Here is a 24,493-nt window from a genome sequence, read left to right on the forward strand (position 1 = left end):
TGAAAATCCTTAGGATAAACGGTCTTTCTCTCTTTTTTCCCCTTTTCACAGCATCGGCATCAAAAAACGACAAGTTTTTCAAAACAAGTCAAACGACGATATGTGGTATGATATGATATAGTGATAACAATTTTCATTTGGGAGGATTAAGGAATGCAAGAAGATTCTAAGGTATATGACATTACCGTTATCGGGGGCGGCCCAGTCGGATTGTTTACTGCGTTTTACGGAGGCATGAGACAGGCAAGTGTGAAAATCATTGAAAGCCTTCCTCAGCTCGGCGGTCAACTATCCGCTCTTTACCCTGAAAAATACATTTATGATGTGGCTGGTTTCCCAAAAATCCGCGCACAAGAATTAGTTGATAATTTAAAGGAACAAATGGATAAATTTGATCAAACCATTTGCTTAGAGCAAGCTGTGGAAACGGTTGAAAAACAAGCAGACGGTATCTTCAAACTCGTTACGAATCAAGAGGTTCATTATTCGAAAACGATCATCATTACAGCTGGTAACGGTGCATTCCAACCGAGAAAGCTTGAGCTAAGTGCAGCAGAATCATTTGAAGGAAGCAACCTGCATTACTTCATCAATGACTTGAACCAATTCGCTGGCAGACGTGTTGCTGTTCTTGGCGGCGGAGACTCTGCGGTTGACTGGGCACTGATGCTTGAGCCAATCGCAAAAGAAGTATCGATTATTCACCGTCGTGATAAATTCCGTGCACATGAGCACAGTGTAGAAAACTTGCACAACTCGAAAGTCAATGTGCTGACACCATTTGTGCCAACTGAGCTCATTGGAGAAGACCGCATTGAACAAATTGTGCTTGAAGAAGTGAAAGGCGATAAAAAGCAAGTACTAGATGTGGACGATGTGATCGTCAACTTCGGTTTTGTTTCCTCCCTTGGACCAATCAAACAATGGGGCCTTGAAATCGAAAAGAACTCTATCGTGGTCAAATCCACAATGGAAACCAATATCGAAGGCTTCTATGCGGCAGGAGACATCTGTACGTATGAAGGAAAAGTCAAATTAATCGCAAGCGGATTTGGTGAAGCACCAACTGCTGTGAACAACGCGAAAGCTTACATGGACCCGAAAGCTCGTGTACAGCCGCTTCATTCCACAAGCTTATTTGAAAATAAATAAGAACGGATCAAAAAAAGGAGTTCCATCTGCGGAACTCCTTTTTTGTTTATTTAAAAATCCCAATATAGGCATTCGCCATTCCAAGTACCATTGCAGCGAGTAACACCACAACAATTCCTGCCACAACCAAAATCACCCGATCCTTCACACGTTCCTTTTTCGGAAGCGGCTTGTCTATCCCGCAAGATGGACATGTTTTTGAACGATACGGAATCAGTTCATGACAGTTCCTGCAATTGATTTGTTCACTCAAACCTCAGCAACCTCTTTTCTGATGACAGTTTATGTTTGGTTCTCATGATACTCTTTTCGAGTGGAAATAGCCAGTTGTGAGGACAAGCTGTAACAAAATTGAGCGATTTACAAATTAAGAAGGAATGGAATCAATGAAGGTTTGATTGGTTCAGCCGATATAGGAAGTAGAAGATCGTCATGAAGGATAGGTGGAAAGATGATAAAGCGTTTCATGATTAGTTTAAGCTTGTTACTGATGATTGGCGGCTCAGTAGAAGTGTTTGCAAAAGACTATAACAAACATTATGCTCAATTCGCTGCCGGATTGAATATGGATGTTGATCAGCTAGAACCTTTTTTAACACATGTGTCTACTTCGATTTTAGATGCTGGTTTGAGTGATCAAGAAATCAAACAGATACTCACCAACGTTCAAAAAATGAATAAAAACAATGAAACAAAAAGAATGGGCATCTTTGAAGTGGTGTACCATGAAAAACCAGCAAAGATTAAAATTGAAATTGAAGTCCATGTGGAAGATGGCAATAAAGAAGTGGTGATCTATATGTTTAGCACCCAAGAGTTGGTGGATGTCTTGGATAAAGAACTATTGAAAATAGAAGAAGCTATATAAAAAGAGATGCGGAATGAGTGTCTTTTTTGGTCACCTTTCCTCTTCAAACAAAAAGCCTCCTCATTCGTGTTGTTTACAAGAACAAACGAACAAGGAGGCTTATGATTATCCATGATCAGTTGTTAACACTCTTCCGGCGTACCGGTATTCGTAGCTGTTCTAAACGAAGAACCGCATCCGCATGACGCAATCGCGTTCGGATTGTCAATCGTGAAACCGCCGCCCATTAGTGATTGTTTGAAATCAATGATGGTGCCGTTCATGATATCAAGGCTTTCGGAGTCGACAAGGACCTTGATGCCCTGCTGTTCGAACTGCGTGTCTTTCTCAGAAACTTCATGGTCAAAGCCCATTCCGTATGAAAGACCGCTGCAGCCGCCGCCTTTTACGCCCACTCGTAGGAACGCATTTTCTTCTTCATGTTCTTTCATCATATCTTTAATCTGCAATGCAGCAGCTTCTGTAATCGTTACTGGTGTACTCACGATCATCCCTCCTTTTGACTGGATGTTTCTTTTCAATTATAAACGTGATGTTGCCTTTTCTCAAATAAATGGTTTAGAGATAGAATGTGCCGTCACAAATTGTTTCAGCAGGTCCTGTCATCAGCACGTGGTCATTGTCTTTCCAGCGAATGATGAGGTCTCCGCCAGCTAGATGAACGGTCATATCCGTTTCTTTTTTCGCATGTCCATTCACAATCGTTGATACAGCCGCAGCACATGCTCCTGTTCCGCACGCTTGCGTAATCCCTGATCCTCTTTCCCACACGCGGAAATGCAGTTCCGTTTCACTGACGCGTTCAACAAATTCTACATTGACGCCTTCTGGAAACATGTCATGCTTTTCAATGATTGGCCCAAGCGAATCGAGGGGCGCCTGTTCAATGTCTTCTAAATAGAAAACGATATGGGGATTCCCCATTGAAACAGCTGTTCCATTTAAGGTCGTCGTGCCAAAATCAAGCGGTTCATTAATCGTTGTACTGGCCGGTTCACCAAGCATCGGCATCGCTTCTTTTTCAAAACGAGGTTTACCCATATCTACTGTCACTAACTGAACGTGACCATCCTGCACATGAACGGTCGCCTCAACGAGTCCTGACAATGTCTCAATCTTAAACGTTGTGTCTGTTACGATTTGATGCTCATACACATATTTTGCAACGCAACGCAGACCGTTACCGCAGTTTTTGCCCTCTGATCCATCATTGTTGAAAATGCGCATCTTCACAGGTGCAACATCTGATGGACAAATGAGGATCATTCCGTCAGAACCGATTCCTGTGTAAACAGAAGAAACCTGAATTGCTATCTCTGATAACTGCTCTTCTGGAAGCTGTTCCTTCATCTGATTGACGTATATATAATTGTTTCCTAGTCCGTGCATTTTCGTGAATTGAAATGATGTCATGAGCGTCCTCCAAAAATGTTGTTTCTTTATAGTATAAAAGGAGTCGATTCAGGAGACAATCTTATCATCCCCCGTTTTTCATACATAGAAGCTCTTTGCTGCCATGGCAAAGGGCTTTTATTATGCATATGCCTCTTTTTCTCTCGTGTGATGCTTCATTTTGATGATATTTTATTAGCATAACATATTGGATGCGCTTTCTACATTTTCCCCTAAAAAACGGAAACTGAATATATGAAAAAAATGCACCTCATGACCCATGCGATGCATTTAAAACATGTCGTTTTCCTCTATAAAAGCATAAATACGCTCAACTAGCTGCTCTGCATTTTCTCCAGAAACAAATTCTCCATTCACAAGGGCAAATGGGGAGTCCATACATTTGCCGCAGTAGCTTAAACAACCGTATTCCATTACATCTAAGTTTGGGTCTTTTTCAAGTTTCTCTTTTGCTTCTTGAGACCCTTGTGCAAGATTACTTACACAAAATTCGATCAGTGGAAACACTGTGCTTCACCTCACATTTGCCTTACTATCCTACCGAAATTCCTTCTATTAGTCAAAACATGAGCTTCAATAAATCGTTACGCCTATTCCTCGTAAAATGTTTTACTATTTAGGACTAAGTAATGAATATGTAGGTTATTTTGAAACAATTATTGTGGTTTCACAGTAAATTCGATATAATTTTATTTGGTATTTTAACTTAAAGTTTTTTAGTATAAGTGTTTTTCAATGTCTAGGGGGAAAAGGAGAATCGTCATGAAAAATTTAGTCTTGATCGGCGGAGGTTACGGGAATATGCGGGTTCTCCACCGCTTATTGCCAAATCAATTACCTGATGATGTTACTATCACATTAATTGATCGAAATCCTTACCACTGTTTAAAAACAGAATATTATGCACTTGCTGCTGGAACGATCTCTGATCATCACATTCGAGTATCTTTTCCAGAGCATCCAAAGCTGGATATTCAATACGGGGAAGTAGAAAAAATTGATATTGAAAACAAACAGATCTTATTTAGCGACCGTGAACCGATTCCATATGATGATACGGTAATCGGACTCGGCTGTGAGGACAAGTATCACAATGTCCCTGGTGCGAAAGAACATACATACAGCATTCAAACCATTGATCAGTCAAGACATACGTATAACAAATTAAACAATTTGAGTGCAGGTGCAACGGTTGGTATCGTCGGTGCTGGACTTAGCGGGGTAGAGCTGGCCAGTGAACTGCGTGAAAGCCGTTCTGATTTAAACATCATTCTTTTTGACCGCGGAGAACTGATTCTTTCCAGTTTCCCAAAAAGATTAAGTTTATATGTACAAAAATGGTTTGAAGAAAATGATGTAAAGATCATTAATTGCGCCAATATTACGAAGGTTGAAGAAGGAGTTGTGTACAACCATGACGATGCCATTGAAGCAGATGTCATCGTGTGGACAGCAGGAATTCAGCCAAGTAAAGTCGTGCGAGATATGGATGTTGAAAAAGACGCCCAAGGCCGTGTCGTCTTAACTCCTCATCACAATCTCCCTGGAGATGAGCATGTCTATGTCGTAGGTGACTGCGCAAGCTTGCCGCACGCACCAAGTGCACAGCTTGCCGAGGCACAGGCAGAGCAAATTGTGCAATCTCTACAGAAACGCTGGAAGAACGAGCCGCTTCCTGAGGCTTACCCGCAGTTTAAGTTAAAAGGCGTACTCGGCTCTTTAGGGAAAAAAGCCGGCTTTGGCTTAGTAGCGGATCGCCCGCTTGTTGGTCGTGTTCCAAGACTCTTAAAATCTGGACTTCTTTGGATGTACAAGCATCACAATGGATAAAATGATGTGAATTTTTTCTCAAAGCTCCTTCTAATGAAGGAGCTCAGATTGTAGAGAAACTCATGTTTTTCTACAATCTTTTTTATTTTCATCGTAATGATGATGGATGAGATTGAATGAAAAAGGCCTCCCACACACCTAACCTAGCTTCGCTAGATGTGTGGCAATCTTCTTCATGTTCTGACAGGCAGCTGTGAGAAGAACTTGCTCACTCACATTTTGTTTTCCCCTCAACCGGCAGTAGCGAAGCCCATGCAGTTGTTTTGAATCTGCAAAGCTTCGCTCTATTTTTTCTTTTCTTTTTTTATATAGCTCTTTTCCAGCGGCAGACAGACGATTTTGCCTGATCTTTTCTTTATGTTCCTCCCACACATGTCTTGAGATGACTTTTTGATGATTTTTAGATCTTGTGCAGTTTTCAAGGAAAGGACACGATGTGCATTTTTTAGGATCTGATTTGTAGAACCTATAACCTTTTCGATCAGTCGTGGTATATAAAAGCTTTTCACCATTCGGGCATATGTATTGATCGTGTTCAGAGTCATACTTGAATTTCCACTTCTCGAATAGTCCTCTTGTTGGATGAAAACGTCTATGTGCGATGACACCAAAAATACGGCGATCAGATAAACCTTTACAGATTGGGGTCGTCAAATAACCAGAATCAAGGGCAACAGCTTCTACTTGAAAACCAAATCGTGCGATTTGGTGATCCAACCGATCAAGATACGGAACAGAATCATGGACATTACCGGGCGTGATGTGGGCATCCGTGATGATATTGTACTTCATATCCGTTGTACGGTGGTCTAGGTAGAAAAAGCCTTCCGGTTTGTTTTCACGATAAAGATAGCCACTTTCAGGATCAGTCGTACTTTGACGAATGTCTTTTTCCGTTTTCACCCCCTCTTTTACCTTTAAGGGCTTTTTTCCGTGTGCCACCCGATCTTCTTGGATCGCTTCTTCTAAATCATTTATATAGTTCTGGGTATCTTGTTCAATCGTTTTTCTCATATATTTATGTTTATTGGCATTGGCTTTAAGATAAGTTGAATCAGTAAAAAGAACGCGGCCTCCTACCATATCATGATTGATAGCTTGAAGCACAATCTCGTCGAAAATGTCTTGAAAAATCGTTGTATCTTTGAATCGAGTACGACGATTCCAGCTAATGGTCGAGTGATGAGGAACGGGGTCATTGATGTTCAAACCTAAAAACCATCTATACGCCATGTTATAGTAAATTTCTTTTTCAAGTTGTCTTTCAGAACGGATACCGTACAGGTATCCGATAAACATCATTTTGAACAAAATAAGTGGATCAAGAGAAGGACGACCTTTATTCTCGCTATAATACGGTCTTACTTTATCTACGATAAATGAAAAATCAATGTACTGATCAATTTTACGAAGCAGGTGATCCTCTTCGACCAGTTGATCTAGTAATACAAATTCGGCTTCGTGCTGAGAAGAATTTCTAGTGTGGAACATGAGAAAAACACCTTCCTTTAGTATGCTTTTCTCTATTATAAAATGGGGTAGTGGAAAATTTAAGGGAAAAAATAAAGCTGTCGAGATTTTCTCGACAGCCTGAGCTCCTTCTAATGAAGGAGCTTTTATTATGAAACGGCATGTGCCGATGGATGGTTCACTTTGATAGGAGCAAGCGCAAGGATGCAGTCTTTACGAAACGTTCTGATCGTCTTCTTCGATAAACAATACGCTTGTATGAACTGTTCAGTTTGACGATGTACAATGATTTTTCGTTTCGAGCACTCTCCATTTTTCTTCATATAAATCATATCAATCGGTATTTGTTGATGAAGAGATTGTTTTAGTAAATAATTCATGATGCTCACGCTCCTTTCATCTCATTATATACGAACAAACGTTCTAAATCAACCTAAAAAGGAACGTTTGTTCGATTTATTTTTCTAAAAAAAGAACAGCTCATTCACTGCTCTCTTCGTACCCGTATTTCTCCATTTCTTGATAAATATCTTTTAATTTCGGATTGCCCTCTCCTACAATTTGATCCTCAACAAGGACAAGCGGATAAAAGAATTCATCATCAAGAATTCGTTCAGATAATTCTTTTTGGCGTTCGTTTTCAGGCGGGTGCTCAATATCGATATATGTGATGCGAAACGGCTGATTTGGATATTTTCGTTTTAATGCTGCATCTAGCCACTCAAATGTATCTTTTGAAGAAGGCAGATTCACGCAACTAGCGCACAGGACATCTCTTCCATATACATAAAGGTCAACGGTTTTGTTCATTTGACAAGCCCCCCATTCTTTCTTTATTTTAGCTGAATTTTCTGTATGAAAAAAGTCAAAATCACTTTTTGTTTCAAGATGAGATTGTGCTATAATGAGAAGGAAACTTTGAAACCAATCAATAGATTTTTATCGTCCAGATGAATATAATGGTGATATGTTGTGAAAGGAGCGATTATATCTAATGACTGAAGTCGAAATGAAAGACCAAGTACAGGAAGTACTGGACAAACTTCGTCCATTTCTATTACGTGATGGTGGAGACTGTGAGCTTGTAGACATTGAAGATGGCATTGTGAAATTACGCCTTCTTGGTGCATGCGGCAGCTGCCCAAGTTCAACCATTACATTGAAAGCCGGTATTGAGCGCGCATTATTAGAAGAAGTACCTGGCGTTGTAGAAGTTGAACAGGTTTTCTAATTCATATATGACATGAAAACGACCCTTACTGGGTCGTTTTTTAATTAGGATAACTTCTCTCTAAACCATTCTTGAATAAAGGTCAGTCTTTGAATACGCTGCCCAGGGTGGCCGCTTCTCGATAAATCATGAGAGGCCTTCGGGAATTTGACTAATCTCGTGTCTTTTCCAAGCTCCTTTAATGCCACAAAAAGCTGTTCTCCTTGATCGACTGGGCAGCGGTAGTCTTCATCACTGTGCAGGATGAGAAGCGGTGTATTCACCTGTTTTACATACTTTAGCGGCGAACGATCCCATAGCTTATCAACAGAATCATAAATATCCCCATCAATCTGCCATTTTGTAAAGAAATAACCGATATCACTGATGCCATAAAAGCTAATCCAGTTCGAGATGGAACGCTGTGTAACAGCTGCACGGAAACGGTCTGTCTGTCCGACAATCCAGTTGGTCATAAAACCGCCATAGCTTCCGCCCGTTACGCCAAGCCTTGTTTCATCAATAAAATCATAGGCTTCGAGCACATGATCAACAGCCAGCATGACATCCTCATAATCAACATCACCATAGCTGCCTCTTACACGGTTTGTAAACATCTGTCCGTACCCATGACTGCCATGAGGATTGATGTACACAATCGCATACCCTTCAGCGGCAAGCATTTGAAATTCATGAAAATACGTATGACCGTACATCGCATGCGGCCCGCCATGAATTTCTAAGATTAGTGGATATGTCTTCCCCTCTTCCATCTGAGCAGGCTTCATCAACCAGCCATGTACAACGTCTCCTTCTTTTGACTGGAAAGAAATTGGTTCAGGTTCGGATATGACATGTTCCTTTAGAAAGTCATCATGCTCAAACGTGATTTGCTTGAGTGAGGATTCCCCTAAAGTCAGCTCATACAGCTCACTAGGCGAGACAGGTGAAAGACGGCTGATCAGTATTTTTGATTCGTCTGGATGAAGACTGAAATTCGTCACATGTTCTGCCTCTAAACGAACGGGATAGGCTAAGCCTTCAATAGAGAAATAATAAATTCCGGTACTCCCTTGATCAGAAACAAGCGCATAAAACCCCTGACTATCCTTTGTCCATTGTGGAAGCTGATTGGCCTCACCCATAACACTATCCCCTGCCATACAGTTTCCTACATACATATCGAGCATTTCTGACAATTGAACGGTCTTTTTCTCCTTCAGGTCATGCAGCCACAATGACAGGATGGTCGCATTTTCAAATTCACGTTCGTGTCCAATGTACAAAAGGCTTTCTCCATTTGGAGAAAATGATACAGTCGTGTAAGCGCCTGTTGATTGGGTGATTTTCTTGGATGTACCGTCCTCTAAGGAAAGGAGACAGATATCACTTATGTAAAACGTCTGAGGATTTGACTGAATATACGCAAGCCACTTCCCGCAAGGAGAGATGACATGATTCACATGATGATGCGGCTCACTCGTAAGCATCTCTACCTCGCCGGAACGGACATCGATTTTTACAATTTGCGTCAGACGCCCGTCTAAAAAGCCTCTGCCATCTGCTTTATAAGTCAAATCATCATATACGGCCGGAGCAAAGTCATCACGCTCTTCTTTTTTTTCATCATGAACAGATTCTTCTTGTTTTAATGAGACCGCTGCATAAATGAACGCTCCATCCGGTGAAAATACAGGTTGAGAGACGCCGTAAGGAATATTCGTTAAGGTACGAATGCCGCCGCCATCGCTCTGAATGAGTGCGAGCTGGGGGACTTCCTTTGGCTTCTGCAAAATAAACGCAAGCTGCTTTCCGTCTTTTGACCATGCTGGCTGATGATGCTTCCCATCATCAAATGTCCATTGAGACAGCTCCCCTGTCTCTTCATCTCGAACCCATAAATGAATATTGTAATCATCCTTTTTTTCATTCACCGTTACTTTTGTAAAAACAGCCTTTTTTCCATCTGGTGAATAAACTGGATGAGAAACAGACACGATTTGTGTTAAATCCTCTGCTGTTATCAATTTCTTCATCAATAGATCGCCCCCTTTTATGTATCAAAAAATAGTTCGCTTCTCTAAATAATAATCCCTGCTTTTGTTATGAAAAACAAGGATAAAAAAAGAACGTGCGTCTTCACAGCACGTTCTTCATTTGATTCACAGAATGATGCTCGACGACGACACCTTCTACCGGCACCGTCAGTACATCCACTTCACAATGCGGGAAATTTTGGGCAAGCTGCTTTTTCAGCGCTTCTCCCTTCCCTTTTTCCACTAAGGTCAAAATAGTCGGCCCAGCACCGCTTAATGCCGTTCCATACGCGCCTTTTAATGAAGCAACGTGCTCCACCTTGGACAGCTCTGGGACAAGCATCGTGCGGTATGGCTGATGAAATAAATCTTTATTCATCATTTCCCCTACAAGCGGCCAGTTCTGCGTCATTAAGGCGGCGACAAGGACGTTACTCACAGCACTCGCACTCACGGCCTGTTTATAGGAAAAATCCTCTGGCAGGACATCACGGGCATCCTTTGTGAGCACTTCATAAAAAGGAATCACGACGACGACATCTACATCCACATGCTGTACTTTAACGGCATGTGTCTTGTCTTCTTCATGAAGACCGATGAGTAAACCACCGAATAAAGAGGCACCCGCATTATCTGGATGACCTTCTACCTCACTTGCAAAAAAGAGCTTCTGATCATCGGTCATCTTTAATTCAAGCAACTGATTGGCGAGCTCAATAGCGGCGACAATAGCAGCAGCGCTGCTGCCCAGCCCCCTTGCTAATGGAATATCACTCCACACTTTGACATGAACAGGCGGGAGTGTTTTTCCAAAGTCATCTGCGACCTTTTTAGCTGTTTGGTAGATCAGGTTATCGGTGCCTGATGGAATACCAGACACGACATCTGTTTCTGCTTCAAACAGCCAGCTATCATGGTCATAGACCGATAGCTTTAAATAGCGGCTGAGCGCCATTCCGACTGAGTCAAAGCCTGGTCCTAAGTTGGCAGTGCTTCCCGGTACTGTGATTGAAAAAAGCATGGAGGCGTTACTCATACGCGTGCGGCCTTTTCTAAATGTTCCAGAATTTGATCTTCATCTGCATCCAGTGTGACCGGTTTGATATGTGAAATATCAATCGCCGTATTCGGATCTTTTAATCCGTTTCCTGTTAGTACAGCGACGACTTTACTGCCTGGCTTAATTTCTCCAGATTTCACTTGTTTGAGTACACCTGCAATTGATGCACAAGAGCCTGGCTCTGCAAACACACCTTCTTCACGTGCGATCAATTGATAGGCATGAAGAATTTCTTCATCTGTCACTTCATCAATTTTCCCGTTTGATTCATCTGCCGCCGCTACAGCTTGCTTCCAGCTTGCAGGGTTTCCGATGCGAATGGCTGTTGCGACTGTTTCTGGCTGCTCAATGACTTCATTTCGAACGATGGCTGCAGCTCCTTCTGCTTCAAAACCACGCATGACTGGCAGTCCCGTGCCTTTTTTCTCATGATATTCTTTGAAGCCTTTCCAGTACGCTGTAATATTCCCCGCATTTCCAACAGGAATCGCCAGTACGTCCGGTGCGGAGCCTAGCTGCTCACAGATTTCAAATGCCGCTGTTTTTTGTCCTTCAATTCGGTATGGATTGACGGAGTTAACAAGTGCAATCGGTGCTTTTTCACAGATGCTGCGGACAATTTTCAGCGCATCATCAAAGTTGCCGTCAATGGCAATAATCTCTGCTCCGTACATGACAGCCTGCGCCAGCTTACCGAAGGCAATTTTTCCATCTGGAATGATGACAATACATTTCATATCAGCGCGCGCCGCATAAGCTGCTGCTGCTGCAGACGTATTCCCTGTCGATGCACACATGATCGTATCATTGCCTTCTTCTTTTGCCTTTGCGACGGCCATGACCATCCCGCGATCCTTAAAAGAACCTGTAGGGTTGACGCCTTCTGTTTTCACATGAAGTTCAATCCCAAGCTTTTCAGATAGCTTTGCGAGATGAATCAGCGGTGTGTTTCCTTCATTTAATGTTAGTTTAGGTGTGTGTTCGTTTACTGGTAAGAATTCTTGAAATTCTTCAATGAGTCCATTCCACTTCATCAGCTTAAACCGTTCCCTTCTACTCGGTACGTGCTCTTCACTTGAACCACCACGTCGAGATCGTTTAATGTTTGCAGGATATTTGAGAAATCTTCTTCTGATGTCTGATGTGTAATAATCACAATTTCAGCAAGCTCATCATGCCCTTTGACAGGAAGCTGAAGGATCTTTTCAAAGCTGATGCCTCTTTCAGAAAAAATCGATGTAATGCGGGAGAAAGCCCCGACTTGATCTCTCACATGTATTCTTAAAAATTGCTGAGCAAATACTTCGGATGATGATTTGATTTTCTTCTCAAATTGCGGTGCAATAAATCCACTGCCATTCACACCAAGACGCATGTTTTTCATAACAGCGACTAAATCTGAGACAACAGCTGTTGCCGTTGGCAGGCTGCCTGCTCCAGGTCCGTAAAACATCGTTTCTCCGACAGCACTTCCGTAAACATAGACAGCATTAAATTCATTGTTGACGGAAGATAACGGGTGATGATCAGGAAGTAAAGTTGGCTGTACGCTGACCTCCACTTTCTCTCCGTCTCTTTGGGCAATTCCAATCAACTTCATTGTATAGCCAAAACGTTTACTGAAATTAATGTCCTCGTCCGAGATGTCAGAGATGCCTTTCACTTTCACATCCTCTAAGTCTACATTCATAGAAAAGCCGAGTCTTGCCAGAATGGCCATCTTTCTTGCCGCATCCAGTCCTTCTACATCCGCCGTCGGATCTGCTTCTGCAAAGCCAAGATCCTGTGCTTCTTTTAATACATCTTCATACGCGCTTTTATCGACATTCATTTTTGTTAAAATAAAGTTCGTTGTCCCGTTCACGATTCCCATCATTTTTGTGATGCGGTCAGAGGCTAAACCTTCCTCTAGTGTACGCAAAATCGGAATCCCACCTGCGACACTTGCTTCATAGTAAAGGTCACAGCCGTTTTCTTTTGCTACATGTAAAAGCTCTGTGCCATATAGCGCCATTAAATCCTTGTTGGCTGTAATGACATGCTTCTTCTCATTTAGTGCATCTATTAAATATTGTTTTGTCTCTTCAATGCCGCCCATCACTTCAATAATGACGTCGATCTCTGGATCTCGAATCACATCGTATACTTCAGTTGTGAAGACCTCTCTTGCCACATCCACATCTCTTTTTTTATCGGGATTGCTCACAAGCACTTTTTGTATTAATACCGGACAGCCGATCTGGTGCATTAATTTATCCTGATGATCTTGAATAATCTTAACGACACCGCTCCCCACTGTTCCTAATCCTAGTAGTCCAACTCGAATTGCCTTCACCTGAAATTCCACCTTTCTCCGTAAATGTCCTCTCTAAAAAGACATTTGTTAACCTAACACAGACATTCAATGTACACACATTATAAAGGGGTATCCTCATTTTGACAAGGTAATAAAATAAGAGAATATGAGAATGAAACCGCTTAACAGCTATTTATATCAAGATTCTATATTTTCAAAATATTTTTGTGAGAAAAGCTCCCGAAGCCGGGAAGCTTGAGATTACGCCTGAACTGGCGTTTTGGCTTGCTGATTTTGCAGGACAAGCGCAATATTTTCAGCACATAATTGCATCATGTTTTTTCTCGTTTCAACACTTGCACTTCCGATATGAGGAAGCACTGTCACATTTGGTAATGTCGTTAACGGGTGATCTGGGCTGACTGGCTCCTTGCTAAATACATCCAGACCTGCTCCTGCAATTTTTCCTGTCGTGACAGCATCATATAAAGCATCTTCGTCTACCGTCTGCCCTCTGGAAACGTTGATGAAGTAAGCCGTGTTCTTCATCTGCTCAAATGCTTTCTTATTAAACATTTCTTTCGTTTCAGGCGTTAAAGGCGTCAAACAAACGATGAAATCAGACTGCGTAAGCAGCTCATCAAATGCGGCATAGGTCACACCTAGTTGCGCTTCTGCTTCTGGCTTTCTTGAACGATTATGATACAGAACATTCATATCAAAACCTTTTGCCCGCTTGGCCAGTGCGGTTCCAATACTGCCCATTCCGACAATCCCTAACGTTTTATGATGCACATCAGCACCGGCTAGAAGAAGCGGCCCCCAGCCTGTCCAGTTCCCATCCTTAATCCAATCACTCGCTTCGACAATTCGTCTTGCTGACGCCATCAAAAGCGCAAAGGCTAAATCAGCCGTCGATTCTGTTAAGACGTCCGGTGTATGACATACCGTGATCCCGTGCTTTTTAGCTGCCTTTAGATCAATATTGTCATAGCCGACCGCGAGATTCGCGACCACTTTTAGATTTGGAGCATTTGATAAAAGTACCTCATCTACTTGATCTGACAGCATCGTGAGCAGCCCATCTGCTTGAGCCGCTTGTTTTTCTAACTCTTCTCTTGGACACGGCTCATCCTCGCTCGTCCACATGTCAATATGAGCGACTTCTTTTAATGGTGTAAGTGTTGTTTCATCAAGCTTTCTTGTGATATAGACATAAGGTTTCGTCAAGAAGAACACTCCTTTGGTTGATTTCTTTAAGCATAACGAAAAACGCCTCAAGAGAAAAGAGACGTTTCGTCTGTTCACTGAAACTTCAAATCAGCGGATTGATGAATCCATCCAACAGGAGGAATGAGATGCCCACCGCTGCGCATAGCACTCAATTCTTGAAACACCTTGAGAAAATATTCGTAGCGGTTCGCATCATTTAAAACGTAATCTAATCGTTCTTCATAATAAGATTTTTCATTTTCTCCTGACATATAATAACCTTCGACAATTTCAAAATAATGAAGCGGAAACAGAAGACGGCTGTACAGCAGACGCTTTGAAAATGATGAAAGAGGCGTAACCTGCTCATATTGCTGCAAAAAGGAAAATCCCTCTTCAATTAAATCCTCCTTATGCTGGACAAAGGTTTCTCTTAAATATTCTGCGATATCTCTTGTTGGATGGTCAAATACCCAGTCAACAGGTAAACGAAGCGGCTGCTCATGTGGCCAGGTCATACGTGAAAAGCGCTGATGACAAACAGTTCCTGAATCACATTCTTTTGGTTCATCATCAAGCTCTGTATCCACTAAATATTGAATGGCATTTTCCGTTAATCCGAGATAATACGGAAAGGATTCAATAAATTTCTTTTCAAATCGTTCAAGTGGTTTTTGATGCATTTGCTGCATCCAAAAGCCTTCCAGCTGGTCTAACCGTTTTGCCCATAATTCCTTCCAAGCTCCGACACGTTTTGTTTCAGACACCTCATAAGGAAATCCTCTCCCCCTGACATGAAAGGCCGCCAGCTCTGATGCGTGCTGAAATGAGCGGCTTGTAACCCGCGGTGCTGCCTTTAATAGAGCGTACAGTTCTTTTCCATGGGTAAAAGTCGGTTTCTCTTCGTTTGTTAATTCAAACACGGCAACGTATGGGTCACCGTCATTCAGTAAATACTGACTGATATGATAAAGCTCTGTGAGTTCTTCTTCTCGCAAATGAGACACGGGAACAATGATGAAGAGAGCTTTCGCCGTTTGAAAGCTCTGATAACTGCCATATGGCATAAATTGACGCACATCAATACCAAATGTGTGATAAATGGTTTCTTTCATGATTTCACCTGCGTTCATAAAATCAGTCTCTTATCATATCGTAGTCGCAGGTTGAGGGATTTATGAATACTATTTACTATCCGAAGCTATTTCACACGTTGTGGACAAATTACGAGGATTGGGTGAGGAACATGCCGCATCATCATGAGATGAACGAAGTAGAAAAAACAGCAAGACGCCGTTTACAAGAACGAGGCGTAACCATTCAAGATATAGCAGACCTTGTCTTCTTTTTACAGGAAAAATATCATCCTGGCTTAGACATGACAGAGTGCATCCACAATGTGGAACGTGTCATCGCAAAACGTGAAGTCCAAAATGCCATCTTAACAGGCGTTGAACTAGATGTTCTCGCTGAGCAAAAAAAGCTGACAGAACCGCTGCAATCTATTCTTGAAACAGATGAAAGTCTATATGGTGTGGATGAAATTTTATCCTTTGCCATCGTTAATATTTATGGCTCCATCGGCTTTACGAATTACGGATATATCGATAAAGAAAAACCAGGGATTCTTGGGAAACTCAACGATAAATCCTCAGGCGAATGCCACACCTTTTTAGATGACATTGTCGGTGCTATTGCTGCGGCAGCATCAAGCAGACTGGCACATAGTGCGAGAAATGCAGAATAAAACACAAAAGAGGACGTGCGTCTGACGCTTGTCCTCTTTTCATTAAGATAATCGTTCAATCCACTCAGATAATGAATCAATGACATAGGTTGGCTGTTTGTCATATTTCTGAAGCAGCTCTTTTGTCGTGACGCCTGTATGGACAAGCAGTGTATCCATCCCTGCATTCATCCCTGCCATAATATCCGTATCATAGTTATCGCCCACCATGAGCGTCTCTGACACATCTGTCCCGAGCACCCGCATGGCCTGTTCCATAATGATAGACTCTGGCTTCCCGATAAATGTTGGCTGCACTGTTGTCGTAACCGTCAGCACAGATGTTAACGATCCATTTCCAGGTAACAGCCCTCTTTCTGTCGGAATGGCAATATCTCCATTTGTTGAAACAAATTGTGCACCTTGACGGATCGCAATGGCTCCTACCGCTAGTTTTTCATATGTAATACCGCGGTCTATTCCAACGACAACGAAATCAGCGTCTTCTTGACCAAACGACAAGCCTTTTTCTTCGATGGCCTGCTGAATGCCTTCTTCTCCGATCACATACACCGAGGCATCTTTCTTTTGTTCTGCGATATAGTTTGCCGTTGCCATACTTGTTGTAAAGACTTGTTCTTCCGTTGCTGGAATATCGAATGAAACCAGTTTCTCTGCTACTTGCTTCGGCGTGCGCGAAGAGTTATTCGTGACAAACAAATAAGGGATGTTCAACTCATTTAACTTGTGAACAAATTGCCCCGCCTCTTCGATCTTTTCTGTTCCTTTATACATCGTCCCGTCTAAATCAATTAAATAGCCTTTGTATTTCATGCTGCTTACAACTCCAATGGTTTATTTAAACGCTGATACTGGTCCAAGTTCCTGCTCCAAGTAAGTGCGAATTCGATTCGGGAAGACTTGCAGCGCCTGTTCTACCTCACTAATGACCTGCAACAAATCGTGATGAACCACTTCTTGGTATTGCTGAACAAGTGTTTTACGGCACGAGACCAGTTTTTTCAGGTGAGTGCCTTCTTCTGTTGGTACAACTTTTTCGTCCACAAGAATATCCATGATGTCGTCATAGCTTCCTGGGTCCCGCATGATAAAGCCGTCAATCATATCATTTCCTGTATCAAGAATACATTCGACGAGCAAATGAACAATTCGTTCCAGCGCTTTTTTTTCTAAAGGGCTTGACCATGTTTGATGGCTGCGCATCAAATTATATTGCTCCTCAAAAAAACGTAATGTCTCTTCAATCTTCTTTCTGTCTACGAAATACATCATGACGCTCCCCTTTGCGTTATTTTCTAATCCGCTTTAAGACAAAATAGGCACAGCCAAAATTACAGTATTCATAAATGTATTCATCGAGTGTACTGATTTTTGTATCGAATGTGGCCTTTTGGTTTTGGTCATCAAAGAACCCCTTCAGCCTAAGCTGGTTATAGCCCCAATCCCCCACAATATAATCATACTTATTTAAAATATCTGAGTACCTTGCTTTAAACGCTTCCTCATCAAAGCCGTCTTTGATTTCTCTGACAAGATCAAAGGTAGCATTCTGAATGACGATCATCTTCTCACCTCTTTTTAAACGATCCACCTTTAATGATAATTCATTGGAACAACTCCATCAATTGCTAAAGCATGTTTTTTCCGATTTAGCCGAAGCTAAAGAAAAAAGGAGGTCACATTTATGATGAAACAACTGACAGCCACTATTCTCCTATGCATGCTTTTAGGCGGGTGCGGCTTTCAATCAGGCATGAACCGGCAAGTGGATGAAGATTCTTCCAGTAAGACAATTCGCCTGTCTGATCGTCATGAAGGAAATAATTCCAACATGCCAGAAGCAGATACGAATCGAGCAGGCTATGTTCGTTATCAGCGCCAGCAAGTAACCGATCAGAAGGAAAGAACCCCTGCTTTAAATCGTGAGCATCTTGCCCACGTGATTACAAGTTTAGCCATTCAGCTGCCAAATATAAAGGATGCAGCAACACTTGTCACAGACGAGGATGCCCTCATTGTGTATCGAACAGGCAACAAAAACCGAGATGAATCAGCCGATCAAGTGAAAAAAACAGCGGTTTCTGTTCTCCCTCGTTATTATCATGTGTACGTCTCTGATAACCCAGAGCACTTTCAATCCATTGCCAATTTTTCACGTCTTCAAACCAATTCACGTGATTTTGATCAAATTTTAACGAAAACGATTCAACAAATGAAATACTCTCCTCAAGGCGGCGATATTTCAACGAAAGAAGATGCCAATGGCATGACGAATTCCGATCGGACCATGAGACGAAACGCACCTTACGGCCAAAATTAATACGAGAAAAAACGCCAGAGAGCTCTGGCGTTTTCTTTGTTATGCTTGCGCCTGACGCTTCTTAGACGCTTCGTTTACTTGTTCGTCTGCATGATAAGAAGAACGGACAAGCGGTCCAGCTTCACAGTGGCTAAAGCCTTTTGACATGGCAATTTCCTTCAGCTCTGCAAACTCATCTGGATGGTAGTATTTTTGCACTTTCAAATGCTTTTTCGAAGGTTGTAAATACTGACCAATTGCCATGATGTCAACGTTATTGGCAAGAAGATCATCCATGACTTCAATGATTTCTTCCTTCGTTTCACCAAGTCCAATCATAATGCTTGATTTCGTTGGAATGTCAGGCTGCATTTCTTTTGCACGACGCAAGAATTCCAATGAACGATCGTATGTAGCTCGTGCACGAACTCTTGGTGTTAACCTGCGTACTGTTTCAATATTGTGATTTAAAATATCAGGGCGTGTATCCATTAACGTTTTCAAATTATCATAATTGCCACCCATGTCTGAAGGGAGAACTTCAATTGTTGTGAATGGACTTTTTCTTCTAATGGCACGAACAGTTTCAGCAAATACGCCTGCTCCGCCATCTTTTTGGTCATCCCTTGCAACCGCTGTTATAACAGCGTGCTTTAAATTCATCAAAGCCACTGAATCTGCCACGCGTTCTGGCTCTTGCAAGTCTAACTCAGTAGGAAGTCCGGTTTTCACCGCACAGAAACGGCATGCGCGCGTACAAACAGATCCGAGGATCATAAATGTAGCAGTTCTTCTCACTGCCCAGCATTCGTGAATATTCGGACATTTCGCTTCCTCACAAACGGTATGCAGGTTGTTTTCCCGCATCATTTTTTTCAAACCGGTATAGTTTTCATTCGTATTCAGCTTAATTTTAAGCCAGTCCGGTTTTCTTACGTGCTCTTCCTTCTTTGCCAATTCCATCATCTCCATATGAATTCGTTAAAGGTGCATATACAATCATCTTCCTGCTATATACGATGGATGCAGCTGTTGCCGCAAAAAATTGAATCTTCGGCCTAAGGCCTTTTCTTTAGACACTTTAACATAGTACAGATTGAACAACAAGGGAATGAGCTGCAAAAATACCCAAAAGACTCCTAAAATAACAGAAGAAAATTACTAACATTTTCTTCTTATGAAATAACGTGATCAAACCACACTAAACGGTAGAAGGTATGTTCGAAGAAAGGAGATGGACGTTTGTGAAAGTGGTTTTAGCGATCATCATCGCTCTTTCAATGATTCCCGCATCAGTCCATGCACAAGGGGCAAACAAACAGCCCGATGAATTAAAACAGCGAATGGCACTGTATGAAAAGATCGCCATCACCACACAGGTCCCGTGGTATGTACTTGCTGCGGTTGATCAGTATGAACACAATATACGCAAAAGCAGAAGAGATTTACCAAAACAAACAGGTGTGATTGGTATCTACATTCCCCGGGAAATGTGGATAGGACCAGAAAATCCCAATAAGCAGGATACCTCTCCATTAAGCATTAAAGTTTTTGACGGTATTGGGCTTGATGGTAATGGGGATGGAAAAGCGGAAATCGATAACGATGAAGATGTCCTGTTCACGTTTGCTCAATACTTGCTCCATTACGGCAGCAGCATCGACCAATTAAAAATCGCGCTGTGGGATTATTACGGACGTGATCAAACCGTTGGAATCATTTCATCTTTTATGAAGCTCTATAAGCATTACGGCCATCTTGACCTTGGAAAGCATGCGTTTCCTCTTCCGGTTGGCGCTGACTACAGCTACAGGAGTACATGGGGTGATGCGAGAGGCTTTGGAGGCAGAAGAATTCATGAGGGCACTGATCTGTTTGCTCATTACGGTCTTCCTGTTCGTGCGACATCGTACGGCGTGATTGAAATGAAAGGCTGGAACCGCTTTGGCGGCTGGCGGATCGGCATTCGAGATATTCACAATCATTATCATTATTTTGCCCACTTAAATGGCTTTGCAAAAGGACTCAAAGCTGGGCAGATTGTAGAACCTGGTCAAGTCATCGGATCAGTCGGAAGCTCCGGTTACGGTCCACCTGGCACAGCAGGAAAATTCCCGCCACACCTTCATTATGGCATGTATAAAGACAATGGACGAACTGAATGGTCGTTTGATCCTTACCCTCATTTAAGGGCATGGGAAAGAGCCGAGCGGAAACGTCGATAAATAAAAGGAGAAGTTTAGCGATACCGCTTGCTTCTCCTTTTGATATGTATCAACATTTCCCCGGTCATCACTTGTCTACTGTTACTGCTTATGCTTCTCTTTCAATCCTAAAACTAAAAAAAGAATACCCATGATGAAAAAAAGGAGATACACAACTGTTACTTCTAGTGGAATCATGTCAAACATCTCTCTAAATAAGTCGACACTCAAACTGTCACTCCCAGCTAATAATATCGATGCTGACATATATTTAGCACTAAATACAATGGCAAATACCAAAAAACAAAACCCGCTTACATGAATTTTCTTCATATCAATCAAATCCTCCTCTCACTTTCACAACAGACGATCGTGAAAAATCAGTCTTCAGGATAGCTTCCACTATTCAGAAAAGGAAAACAATGAACATTTATCATGGCACGTGATCCGTATGGAATCAAGTGGTTAATTAGGATAAGATGAACAGATCACATGAAAAAAAGTCTAAGCATCACAACCAATGAAAGATTACTTCACAAAGAGTTAGGGGGTTGTTTTTTGAAAAGAGGAATGACCTTTACCATGCCAAATGAATACGGAGTCTTCCTTGGAGAAGTACTAAAACCGATCGACATCACCAAATTCAGCTGGCGAATCGATACCGAAGACTCGAATATACTAGTGGATGGCGAAAAAGATGAAGAACTTTTTCCTGAAGGGAAAACAGAAATGGACGGTATAGAACTCAAACACCTCATTGAAAACAAGACGTATTATATGATTTTCGCCGATTTACATGCATATCCAAAAGGGACATTGTCTCATATTAAGACCTATGAAGAATTTATTGAAAGCCAATGCGAGCTTGTTCTTTTAGTGGCCGATTGCTCCTATGTCACGATCTATTGCAAAAATAAGGGAACACTCGAATGGCTATACAAGAATGCAGTTGAATGTGGATTTGAAGACGTGACCTATATCACCGATGAAAATGATGCAAGGACAAGACTGTCTGTTTCGTAACAACAAAACGTTCATCACAAAAACACTATATGCAATCACAGCGTATGAAAAAAACAGCCCAATTCGTCCATTGGGCTGTTATTCTTTCTTCTTCTTTTTTTCTGGCAGAACAATCGATGGAGCGCCTGAATTTGTTCCGCTGCCATTATAATAATCTGGGACATCTCCTTGAACGGCTTGAATGGAGACAGGCACAGAGTTTTTGACGACGATGGTTTCTGAGGCGAATGGGATGATGACTCTCACCTTCACCTCAATGAGCACACTAATATCAATCAAGGCATTGTTGATGCCATAAGGCTTAATGTTTTTTTCAACGTCCGTATGCGGGTCACCAATGACACTGAATCGTACAGGCACTTTTGGTCCTAGGTTGGCGATAAGTGCATTTCCGGACGCTTGCCCAAGCGGAATGTTATATATAATGCCGTCATGTCCATCTGTTTGATCCTTTAATGCTTCTTTTGCCTCTTTTTGAAAATTCCCCTTTTCAATGTCCTCTAGATTTTTTTGAAGGTGACGTGACAGGTCAGCCATTGCTTTCGATGTTGCTTGCGCATTGAAGTCGATGGTTGTTACTTTGCCGTTCTCACTGGTATTCATCACAACCATATCTTTCATATTCTCCTGATCATCTGCAAAATCCTGAACAGAATATTGGATGAGATGATTGGCGATTCGTTCTGTTTCTAGTTCAGCAATGTGAATCAAAGTTGGTTTAATGGAACGATTGATGAAGAATAGGCTAATGACAGTTGAGAGCACAAAAAATAATATGGCAAGCAGCATGACATAACGAAATGGCAGAGGGCCCTTTTTATAGGGGCGATAACGGCGGTTCAATCTCAATAAAAAATCCCCCCTTCTCCATTACAAGTGTATGCAGACAGGCGGGGGGATAGGAATCATCTGTTCATTTTATTTCACCATTTTTAATAATGCATCTCTTCCAATTGTGCCAGCATGAATGCCGAGCGACTCAGCGGCATATGTCACAGATTCTAAAGGTGCATCCAGCAATTGCTCGATGGTTCTTACACCGACTGCTCTTCCTGCGATGATTCCTCTATCTGCAAGCTTTTCATTTAGGAGCCCGACATCAAGTGCACCGCACATAATATAACCATGCTCATTTGTCACTGCCATGAAATTGGTCTTTGGCAGTTTGACGGTGACGGCTGTAAAGGAATGGCCATCAATTGTAATAGGTGTTAAATTCACCATATCCCTTCACTCCCTTCAACACAATCTATGTGAAGGGATGGCAAGTGTTGTTAGGCTGGAGCGGATTTCACTTTGCGTCCTTCAATCGCCAGCTCAGGACATCACGTAAAAATTCCGGCATGAAATATTCAATGTGTTCATGGTCACGTATATGAGGAAAAAGAGAGCCAAGTGTATACATATCCACTGTGCCAACTGTATAGGACACGTCCTCTTGGATCAGCTCGCCGTTTACATAGACCTCTTTTACTCGTTTGGCTTCGCCCTCTTCTAATGAATAAGTCAAACCGCTGTATAGCATTTTCCCCATCAGTTCGCCTCTAAACCCAAAGCCTTTGATGCGTAGCTGTTCCATTTTTTCTTCACAGCCACGAGACACTGTTTCGATCAATTGCTTCCCAGTAAGTGTCACCCTGATTGGATTAATGGGATGCGGGCATATCCGGTGAATGTCTTCTCTTGTGACGATGCCAGCCTCTAATGAATCAAGCACCATCCCAGCATTCATCATGCCGATATCTGCCTCGCACCATTCTTTAATGGCATCTGTTAAAAGTTGCGGAAGCTGGGAGTCATCAAACCACTTTGTTTCGAGCTTTGATTTAATGGATGTCACTTTTTCCTGCATGAGTGACTTCGCTCTTCTTTCAGCTTTCTGTAAAGTCGTGATCGCTTCATCGGATTCACTGATCAGCTGATCCACTGATTGCACCGTCGCTTTTTTCTCGATGAGCTCGCTACTCGCTGTGTCAATGGTCAGCTCGACACAGCCAATATAATGCCCATACTTTTCAGCACATGCAAGAAGAACGCCATTATCCATCTCGCCCTGTTCTAAAAGATGATGCGTATGTGAGCCTAAGATGATGTCGATTTCCGGGAAGTCATGGGCTACCTCTCGATCATGGATGATGCCTAGATGGGAAAGAAGAACAATGACATCGGCTTGTCCTTTCACTTCTTGTAGCATCTCCCGTATGCTCTCAAATGGGTCTGTAATGTCCCAGCCCAGCTTTTCATAGACAGGTGTATACGCAATGGTCACACCTAAGACGGCGATCTTCAGTCCATTGTTCAACGTGATCACTTCATAAGGCTGTGCCCACGATGGTCTTTTGCCTTTTTCAAATAAATTAGATAAAATCACCGGGAATTGCGCGTCTTTGTACAATTGGTCGAGCTGCTCATGAGGCAACGTAATGCCTTCATTATTACCAATTGTGACTCCATCATAGCCAAGCTGATTGAGAAGTTTGACATTCACTTTTCCATAATCCGCTTCTGATACAAGGTTTACTCGATCCATATGATCGCCAATATCAAATAAGAGCATCTGATCGTGAACTTGACGCTTTTCTTCAATATAAGCTGCGATTTTTGGCCAGTTTTCAAAGTGGCTGTGCAAGTCGTTTGTATGATATAACCATAGCTTCTGCAGCATGTTGATCT

28 protein-coding genes and 1 pseudogene are annotated in these 24,493 nt (G+C 42.1%); 8 read left to right on the plus strand and 21 right to left on the minus strand.

Annotated elements, in window-relative coordinates; all coding sequences use genetic code 11:
• The first annotated feature begins 153 nt into the window (after window positions 1-153).
• Window positions 154-1,152: a ferredoxin--NADP reductase 2 gene (yumC, locus tag M2353_RS15230; RefSeq protein ID WP_079920600.1), complete on the plus strand. Its 999-nt coding sequence runs from the start codon at window positions 154-156 to the stop codon at window positions 1,150-1,152.
• 46 nt (window positions 1,153-1,198) lie between these two features.
• Here yumC and M2353_RS15235 read toward each other — a convergent pair whose 3' ends face one another.
• Window positions 1,199-1,405, minus strand: a complete 207-nt coding sequence (locus M2353_RS15235) for a hypothetical protein (RefSeq protein WP_008346803.1) — start codon at window positions 1,403-1,405, stop codon at window positions 1,199-1,201.
• A gap of 198 nt (window positions 1,406-1,603) precedes the next feature.
• Between M2353_RS15235 and M2353_RS15240 the strand changes: the two genes are divergently transcribed.
• A complete protein-coding gene (locus M2353_RS15240) occupies window positions 1,604-2,020 on the plus strand; it encodes a hypothetical protein (RefSeq protein ID WP_024719747.1) in 417 nt (138 codons plus the stop codon).
• A 122-nt stretch (window positions 2,021-2,142) separates the two neighbouring features.
• On the opposite strand, the gene erpA is transcribed toward M2353_RS15240, so the two are convergent.
• From erpA to M2353_RS15255, 3 genes are all read right to left on the minus strand, one after another.
• Window positions 2,143-2,505 (minus strand): iron-sulfur cluster insertion protein ErpA, encoded by a 363-nt coding sequence (gene erpA, locus M2353_RS15245; RefSeq protein WP_017358921.1) that lies wholly within the window; start codon window positions 2,503-2,505, stop codon window positions 2,143-2,145.
• A gap of 73 nt (window positions 2,506-2,578) precedes the next feature.
• Window positions 2,579-3,433: a diaminopimelate epimerase gene (gene dapF, locus M2353_RS15250; protein WP_160758029.1), complete on the minus strand. Its 855-nt coding sequence runs from the start codon at window positions 3,431-3,433 to the stop codon at window positions 2,579-2,581.
• Between the two features lie 270 nt (window positions 3,434-3,703).
• On the minus strand, window positions 3,704-3,940 hold the full coding sequence (locus M2353_RS15255; protein ID WP_008346813.1) for a YuzB family protein: 237 nt from the start codon (window positions 3,938-3,940) through the stop codon (window positions 3,704-3,706).
• 255 nt (window positions 3,941-4,195) lie between these two features.
• On the opposite strand from M2353_RS15255, the gene M2353_RS15260 reads away from it, so the two are divergent.
• Entirely contained in the window at window positions 4,196-5,263 is a 1,068-nt protein-coding gene (locus M2353_RS15260) for an NAD(P)/FAD-dependent oxidoreductase (protein WP_039168948.1), read from the plus strand.
• A gap of 138 nt (window positions 5,264-5,401) precedes the next feature.
• Here M2353_RS15260 and M2353_RS15265 read toward each other — a convergent pair whose 3' ends face one another.
• The 3 genes from M2353_RS15265 to M2353_RS15275 form a co-directional block, all read right to left on the minus strand.
• A complete protein-coding gene (locus M2353_RS15265) occupies window positions 5,402-6,754 on the minus strand; it encodes an IS1182 family transposase (protein WP_284725659.1) in 1,353 nt (450 codons plus the stop codon).
• A 128-nt stretch (window positions 6,755-6,882) separates the two neighbouring features.
• Window positions 6,883-7,113 carry a WYL domain-containing protein gene (locus M2353_RS15270; RefSeq protein WP_008346816.1) on the minus strand — a complete coding sequence of 77 codons (231 nt, stop codon included), beginning with the start codon at window positions 7,111-7,113 and terminating at the stop codon, window positions 6,883-6,885.
• A 100-nt stretch (window positions 7,114-7,213) separates the two neighbouring features.
• Window positions 7,214-7,543, minus strand: coding sequence for a YuzD family protein (locus tag M2353_RS15275; protein ID WP_008346819.1), 330 nt, complete (start codon window positions 7,541-7,543; stop codon window positions 7,214-7,216).
• Window positions 7,544-7,664: 121 nt separating this feature from the next.
• On the opposite strand from M2353_RS15275, the pseudogene M2353_RS15280 reads away from it, so the two are divergent.
• A pseudogene (locus tag M2353_RS15280) lies at window positions 7,665-7,964 on the plus strand (NifU family protein).
• Between the two features lie 44 nt (window positions 7,965-8,008).
• Here M2353_RS15280 and M2353_RS15285 read toward each other — a convergent pair.
• The 6 genes from M2353_RS15285 to yutH form a co-directional block, all read right to left on the minus strand.
• Window positions 8,009-9,979: a S9 family peptidase gene (locus tag M2353_RS15285; protein WP_284725660.1), complete on the minus strand. Its 1,971-nt coding sequence runs from the start codon at window positions 9,977-9,979 to the stop codon at window positions 8,009-8,011.
• Between the two features lie 103 nt (window positions 9,980-10,082).
• A complete protein-coding gene (gene thrB, locus M2353_RS15290; RefSeq protein ID WP_007500423.1) occupies window positions 10,083-11,015 on the minus strand; it encodes a homoserine kinase in 933 nt (310 codons plus the stop codon).
• Complete coding sequence (gene thrC / locus M2353_RS15295) at window positions 11,012-12,073, minus strand: threonine synthase (RefSeq protein ID WP_048002236.1); 1,062 nt, start codon at window positions 12,071-12,073, stop codon at window positions 11,012-11,014. Before thrC ends, thrB begins: the two co-directional genes overlap by 4 nt.
• Window positions 12,073-13,374: a homoserine dehydrogenase gene (locus M2353_RS15300; RefSeq protein ID WP_024719752.1), complete on the minus strand. Its 1,302-nt coding sequence runs from the start codon at window positions 13,372-13,374 to the stop codon at window positions 12,073-12,075. The genes thrC and M2353_RS15300 overlap by 1 nt, the downstream gene beginning before the upstream one ends.
• A 222-nt stretch (window positions 13,375-13,596) precedes the next feature.
• Window positions 13,597-14,565, minus strand: coding sequence for a 2-hydroxyacid dehydrogenase (locus M2353_RS15305; RefSeq protein ID WP_284725661.1), 969 nt, complete (start codon window positions 14,563-14,565; stop codon window positions 13,597-13,599).
• A 74-nt stretch (window positions 14,566-14,639) separates the two neighbouring features.
• Window positions 14,640-15,680: a spore coat putative kinase YutH gene (yutH, locus tag M2353_RS15310; RefSeq protein ID WP_035389301.1), complete on the minus strand. Its 1,041-nt coding sequence runs from the start codon at window positions 15,678-15,680 to the stop codon at window positions 14,640-14,642.
• A gap of 113 nt (window positions 15,681-15,793) precedes the next feature.
• Between yutH and M2353_RS15315 the strand changes: the two genes are divergently transcribed.
• A complete protein-coding gene (locus tag M2353_RS15315; protein ID WP_024719755.1) occupies window positions 15,794-16,294 on the plus strand; it encodes a phosphatidylglycerophosphatase A family protein in 501 nt (166 codons plus the stop codon).
• A 42-nt stretch (window positions 16,295-16,336) separates the two neighbouring features.
• Here M2353_RS15315 and M2353_RS15320 read toward each other — a convergent pair whose 3' ends face one another.
• The 3 genes from M2353_RS15320 to M2353_RS15330 are packed head-to-tail and all read right to left on the minus strand — an operon-like array spanning window position 16,337 to window position 17,858.
• Window positions 16,337-17,107 carry a TIGR01457 family HAD-type hydrolase gene (locus tag M2353_RS15320; RefSeq protein WP_008346835.1) on the minus strand — a complete coding sequence of 257 codons (771 nt, stop codon included), beginning with the start codon at window positions 17,105-17,107 and terminating at the stop codon, window positions 16,337-16,339.
• Window positions 17,108-17,128: 21 nt separating this feature from the next.
• A complete protein-coding gene (locus M2353_RS15325) occupies window positions 17,129-17,563 on the minus strand; it encodes a DUF86 domain-containing protein (RefSeq protein WP_017367989.1) in 435 nt (144 codons plus the stop codon).
• Window positions 17,564-17,582: 19 nt separating this feature from the next.
• Window positions 17,583-17,858 (minus strand): YutD family protein, encoded by a 276-nt coding sequence (locus M2353_RS15330; RefSeq protein ID WP_008346837.1) that lies wholly within the window; start codon window positions 17,856-17,858, stop codon window positions 17,583-17,585.
• A 120-nt stretch (window positions 17,859-17,978) separates the two neighbouring features.
• On the opposite strand from M2353_RS15330, the gene M2353_RS15335 reads away from it, so the two are divergent.
• Window positions 17,979-18,614, plus strand: a complete 636-nt coding sequence (locus tag M2353_RS15335; protein WP_007500413.1) for a YhcN/YlaJ family sporulation lipoprotein — start codon at window positions 17,979-17,981, stop codon at window positions 18,612-18,614.
• Between the two features lie 39 nt (window positions 18,615-18,653).
• Here M2353_RS15335 and lipA read toward each other — a convergent pair whose 3' ends face one another.
• The gene (gene lipA, locus M2353_RS15340; protein WP_008360456.1) at window positions 18,654-19,550 is read right to left on the minus strand and encodes a lipoyl synthase; all 897 of its coding nucleotides are present in this window, start codon (window positions 19,548-19,550) and stop codon (window positions 18,654-18,656) included.
• Between the two features lie 323 nt (window positions 19,551-19,873).
• Between lipA and M2353_RS15345 the strand changes: the two genes are divergently transcribed.
• Window positions 19,874-20,818 carry a M23 family metallopeptidase gene (locus M2353_RS15345; protein WP_234710308.1) on the plus strand — a complete coding sequence of 315 codons (945 nt, stop codon included), beginning with the start codon at window positions 19,874-19,876 and terminating at the stop codon, window positions 20,816-20,818.
• Between the two features lie 81 nt (window positions 20,819-20,899).
• Here the strand turns inward: M2353_RS15345 and M2353_RS15350 are convergent, their stop codons facing one another.
• Window positions 20,900-21,130: a hypothetical protein gene (locus M2353_RS15350; protein WP_284725662.1), complete on the minus strand. Its 231-nt coding sequence runs from the start codon at window positions 21,128-21,130 to the stop codon at window positions 20,900-20,902.
• A gap of 225 nt (window positions 21,131-21,355) precedes the next feature.
• Between M2353_RS15350 and M2353_RS15355 the strand changes: the two genes are divergently transcribed.
• Window positions 21,356-21,820: a DUF2691 family protein gene (locus tag M2353_RS15355; protein ID WP_284725663.1), complete on the plus strand. Its 465-nt coding sequence runs from the start codon at window positions 21,356-21,358 to the stop codon at window positions 21,818-21,820.
• Window positions 21,821-21,898: 78 nt separating this feature from the next.
• Here the strand turns inward: M2353_RS15355 and yunB are convergent, their stop codons facing one another.
• The 3 genes from yunB to M2353_RS15370 form a co-directional block, all read right to left on the minus strand.
• On the minus strand, window positions 21,899-22,669 hold the full coding sequence (gene yunB / locus M2353_RS15360) for a sporulation protein YunB (RefSeq protein ID WP_284725664.1): 771 nt from the start codon (window positions 22,667-22,669) through the stop codon (window positions 21,899-21,901).
• Window positions 22,670-22,738: 69 nt separating this feature from the next.
• Window positions 22,739-23,044, minus strand: coding sequence for a YunC family protein (locus tag M2353_RS15365; protein ID WP_007500404.1), 306 nt, complete (start codon window positions 23,042-23,044; stop codon window positions 22,739-22,741).
• Between the two features lie 67 nt (window positions 23,045-23,111).
• Window positions 23,112-24,485, minus strand: a complete 1,374-nt coding sequence (locus tag M2353_RS15370; protein ID WP_284725665.1) for a bifunctional metallophosphatase/5'-nucleotidase — start codon at window positions 24,483-24,485, stop codon at window positions 23,112-23,114.
• Window positions 24,486-24,493: the final 8 nt, after the last annotated feature.

It is taken from the genome of Bacillus aerius (assembly GCF_029894105.1).
GTDB classification, from domain to species: Bacteria; Bacillota; Bacilli; order Bacillales; family Bacillaceae; genus Bacillus; species Bacillus altitudinis.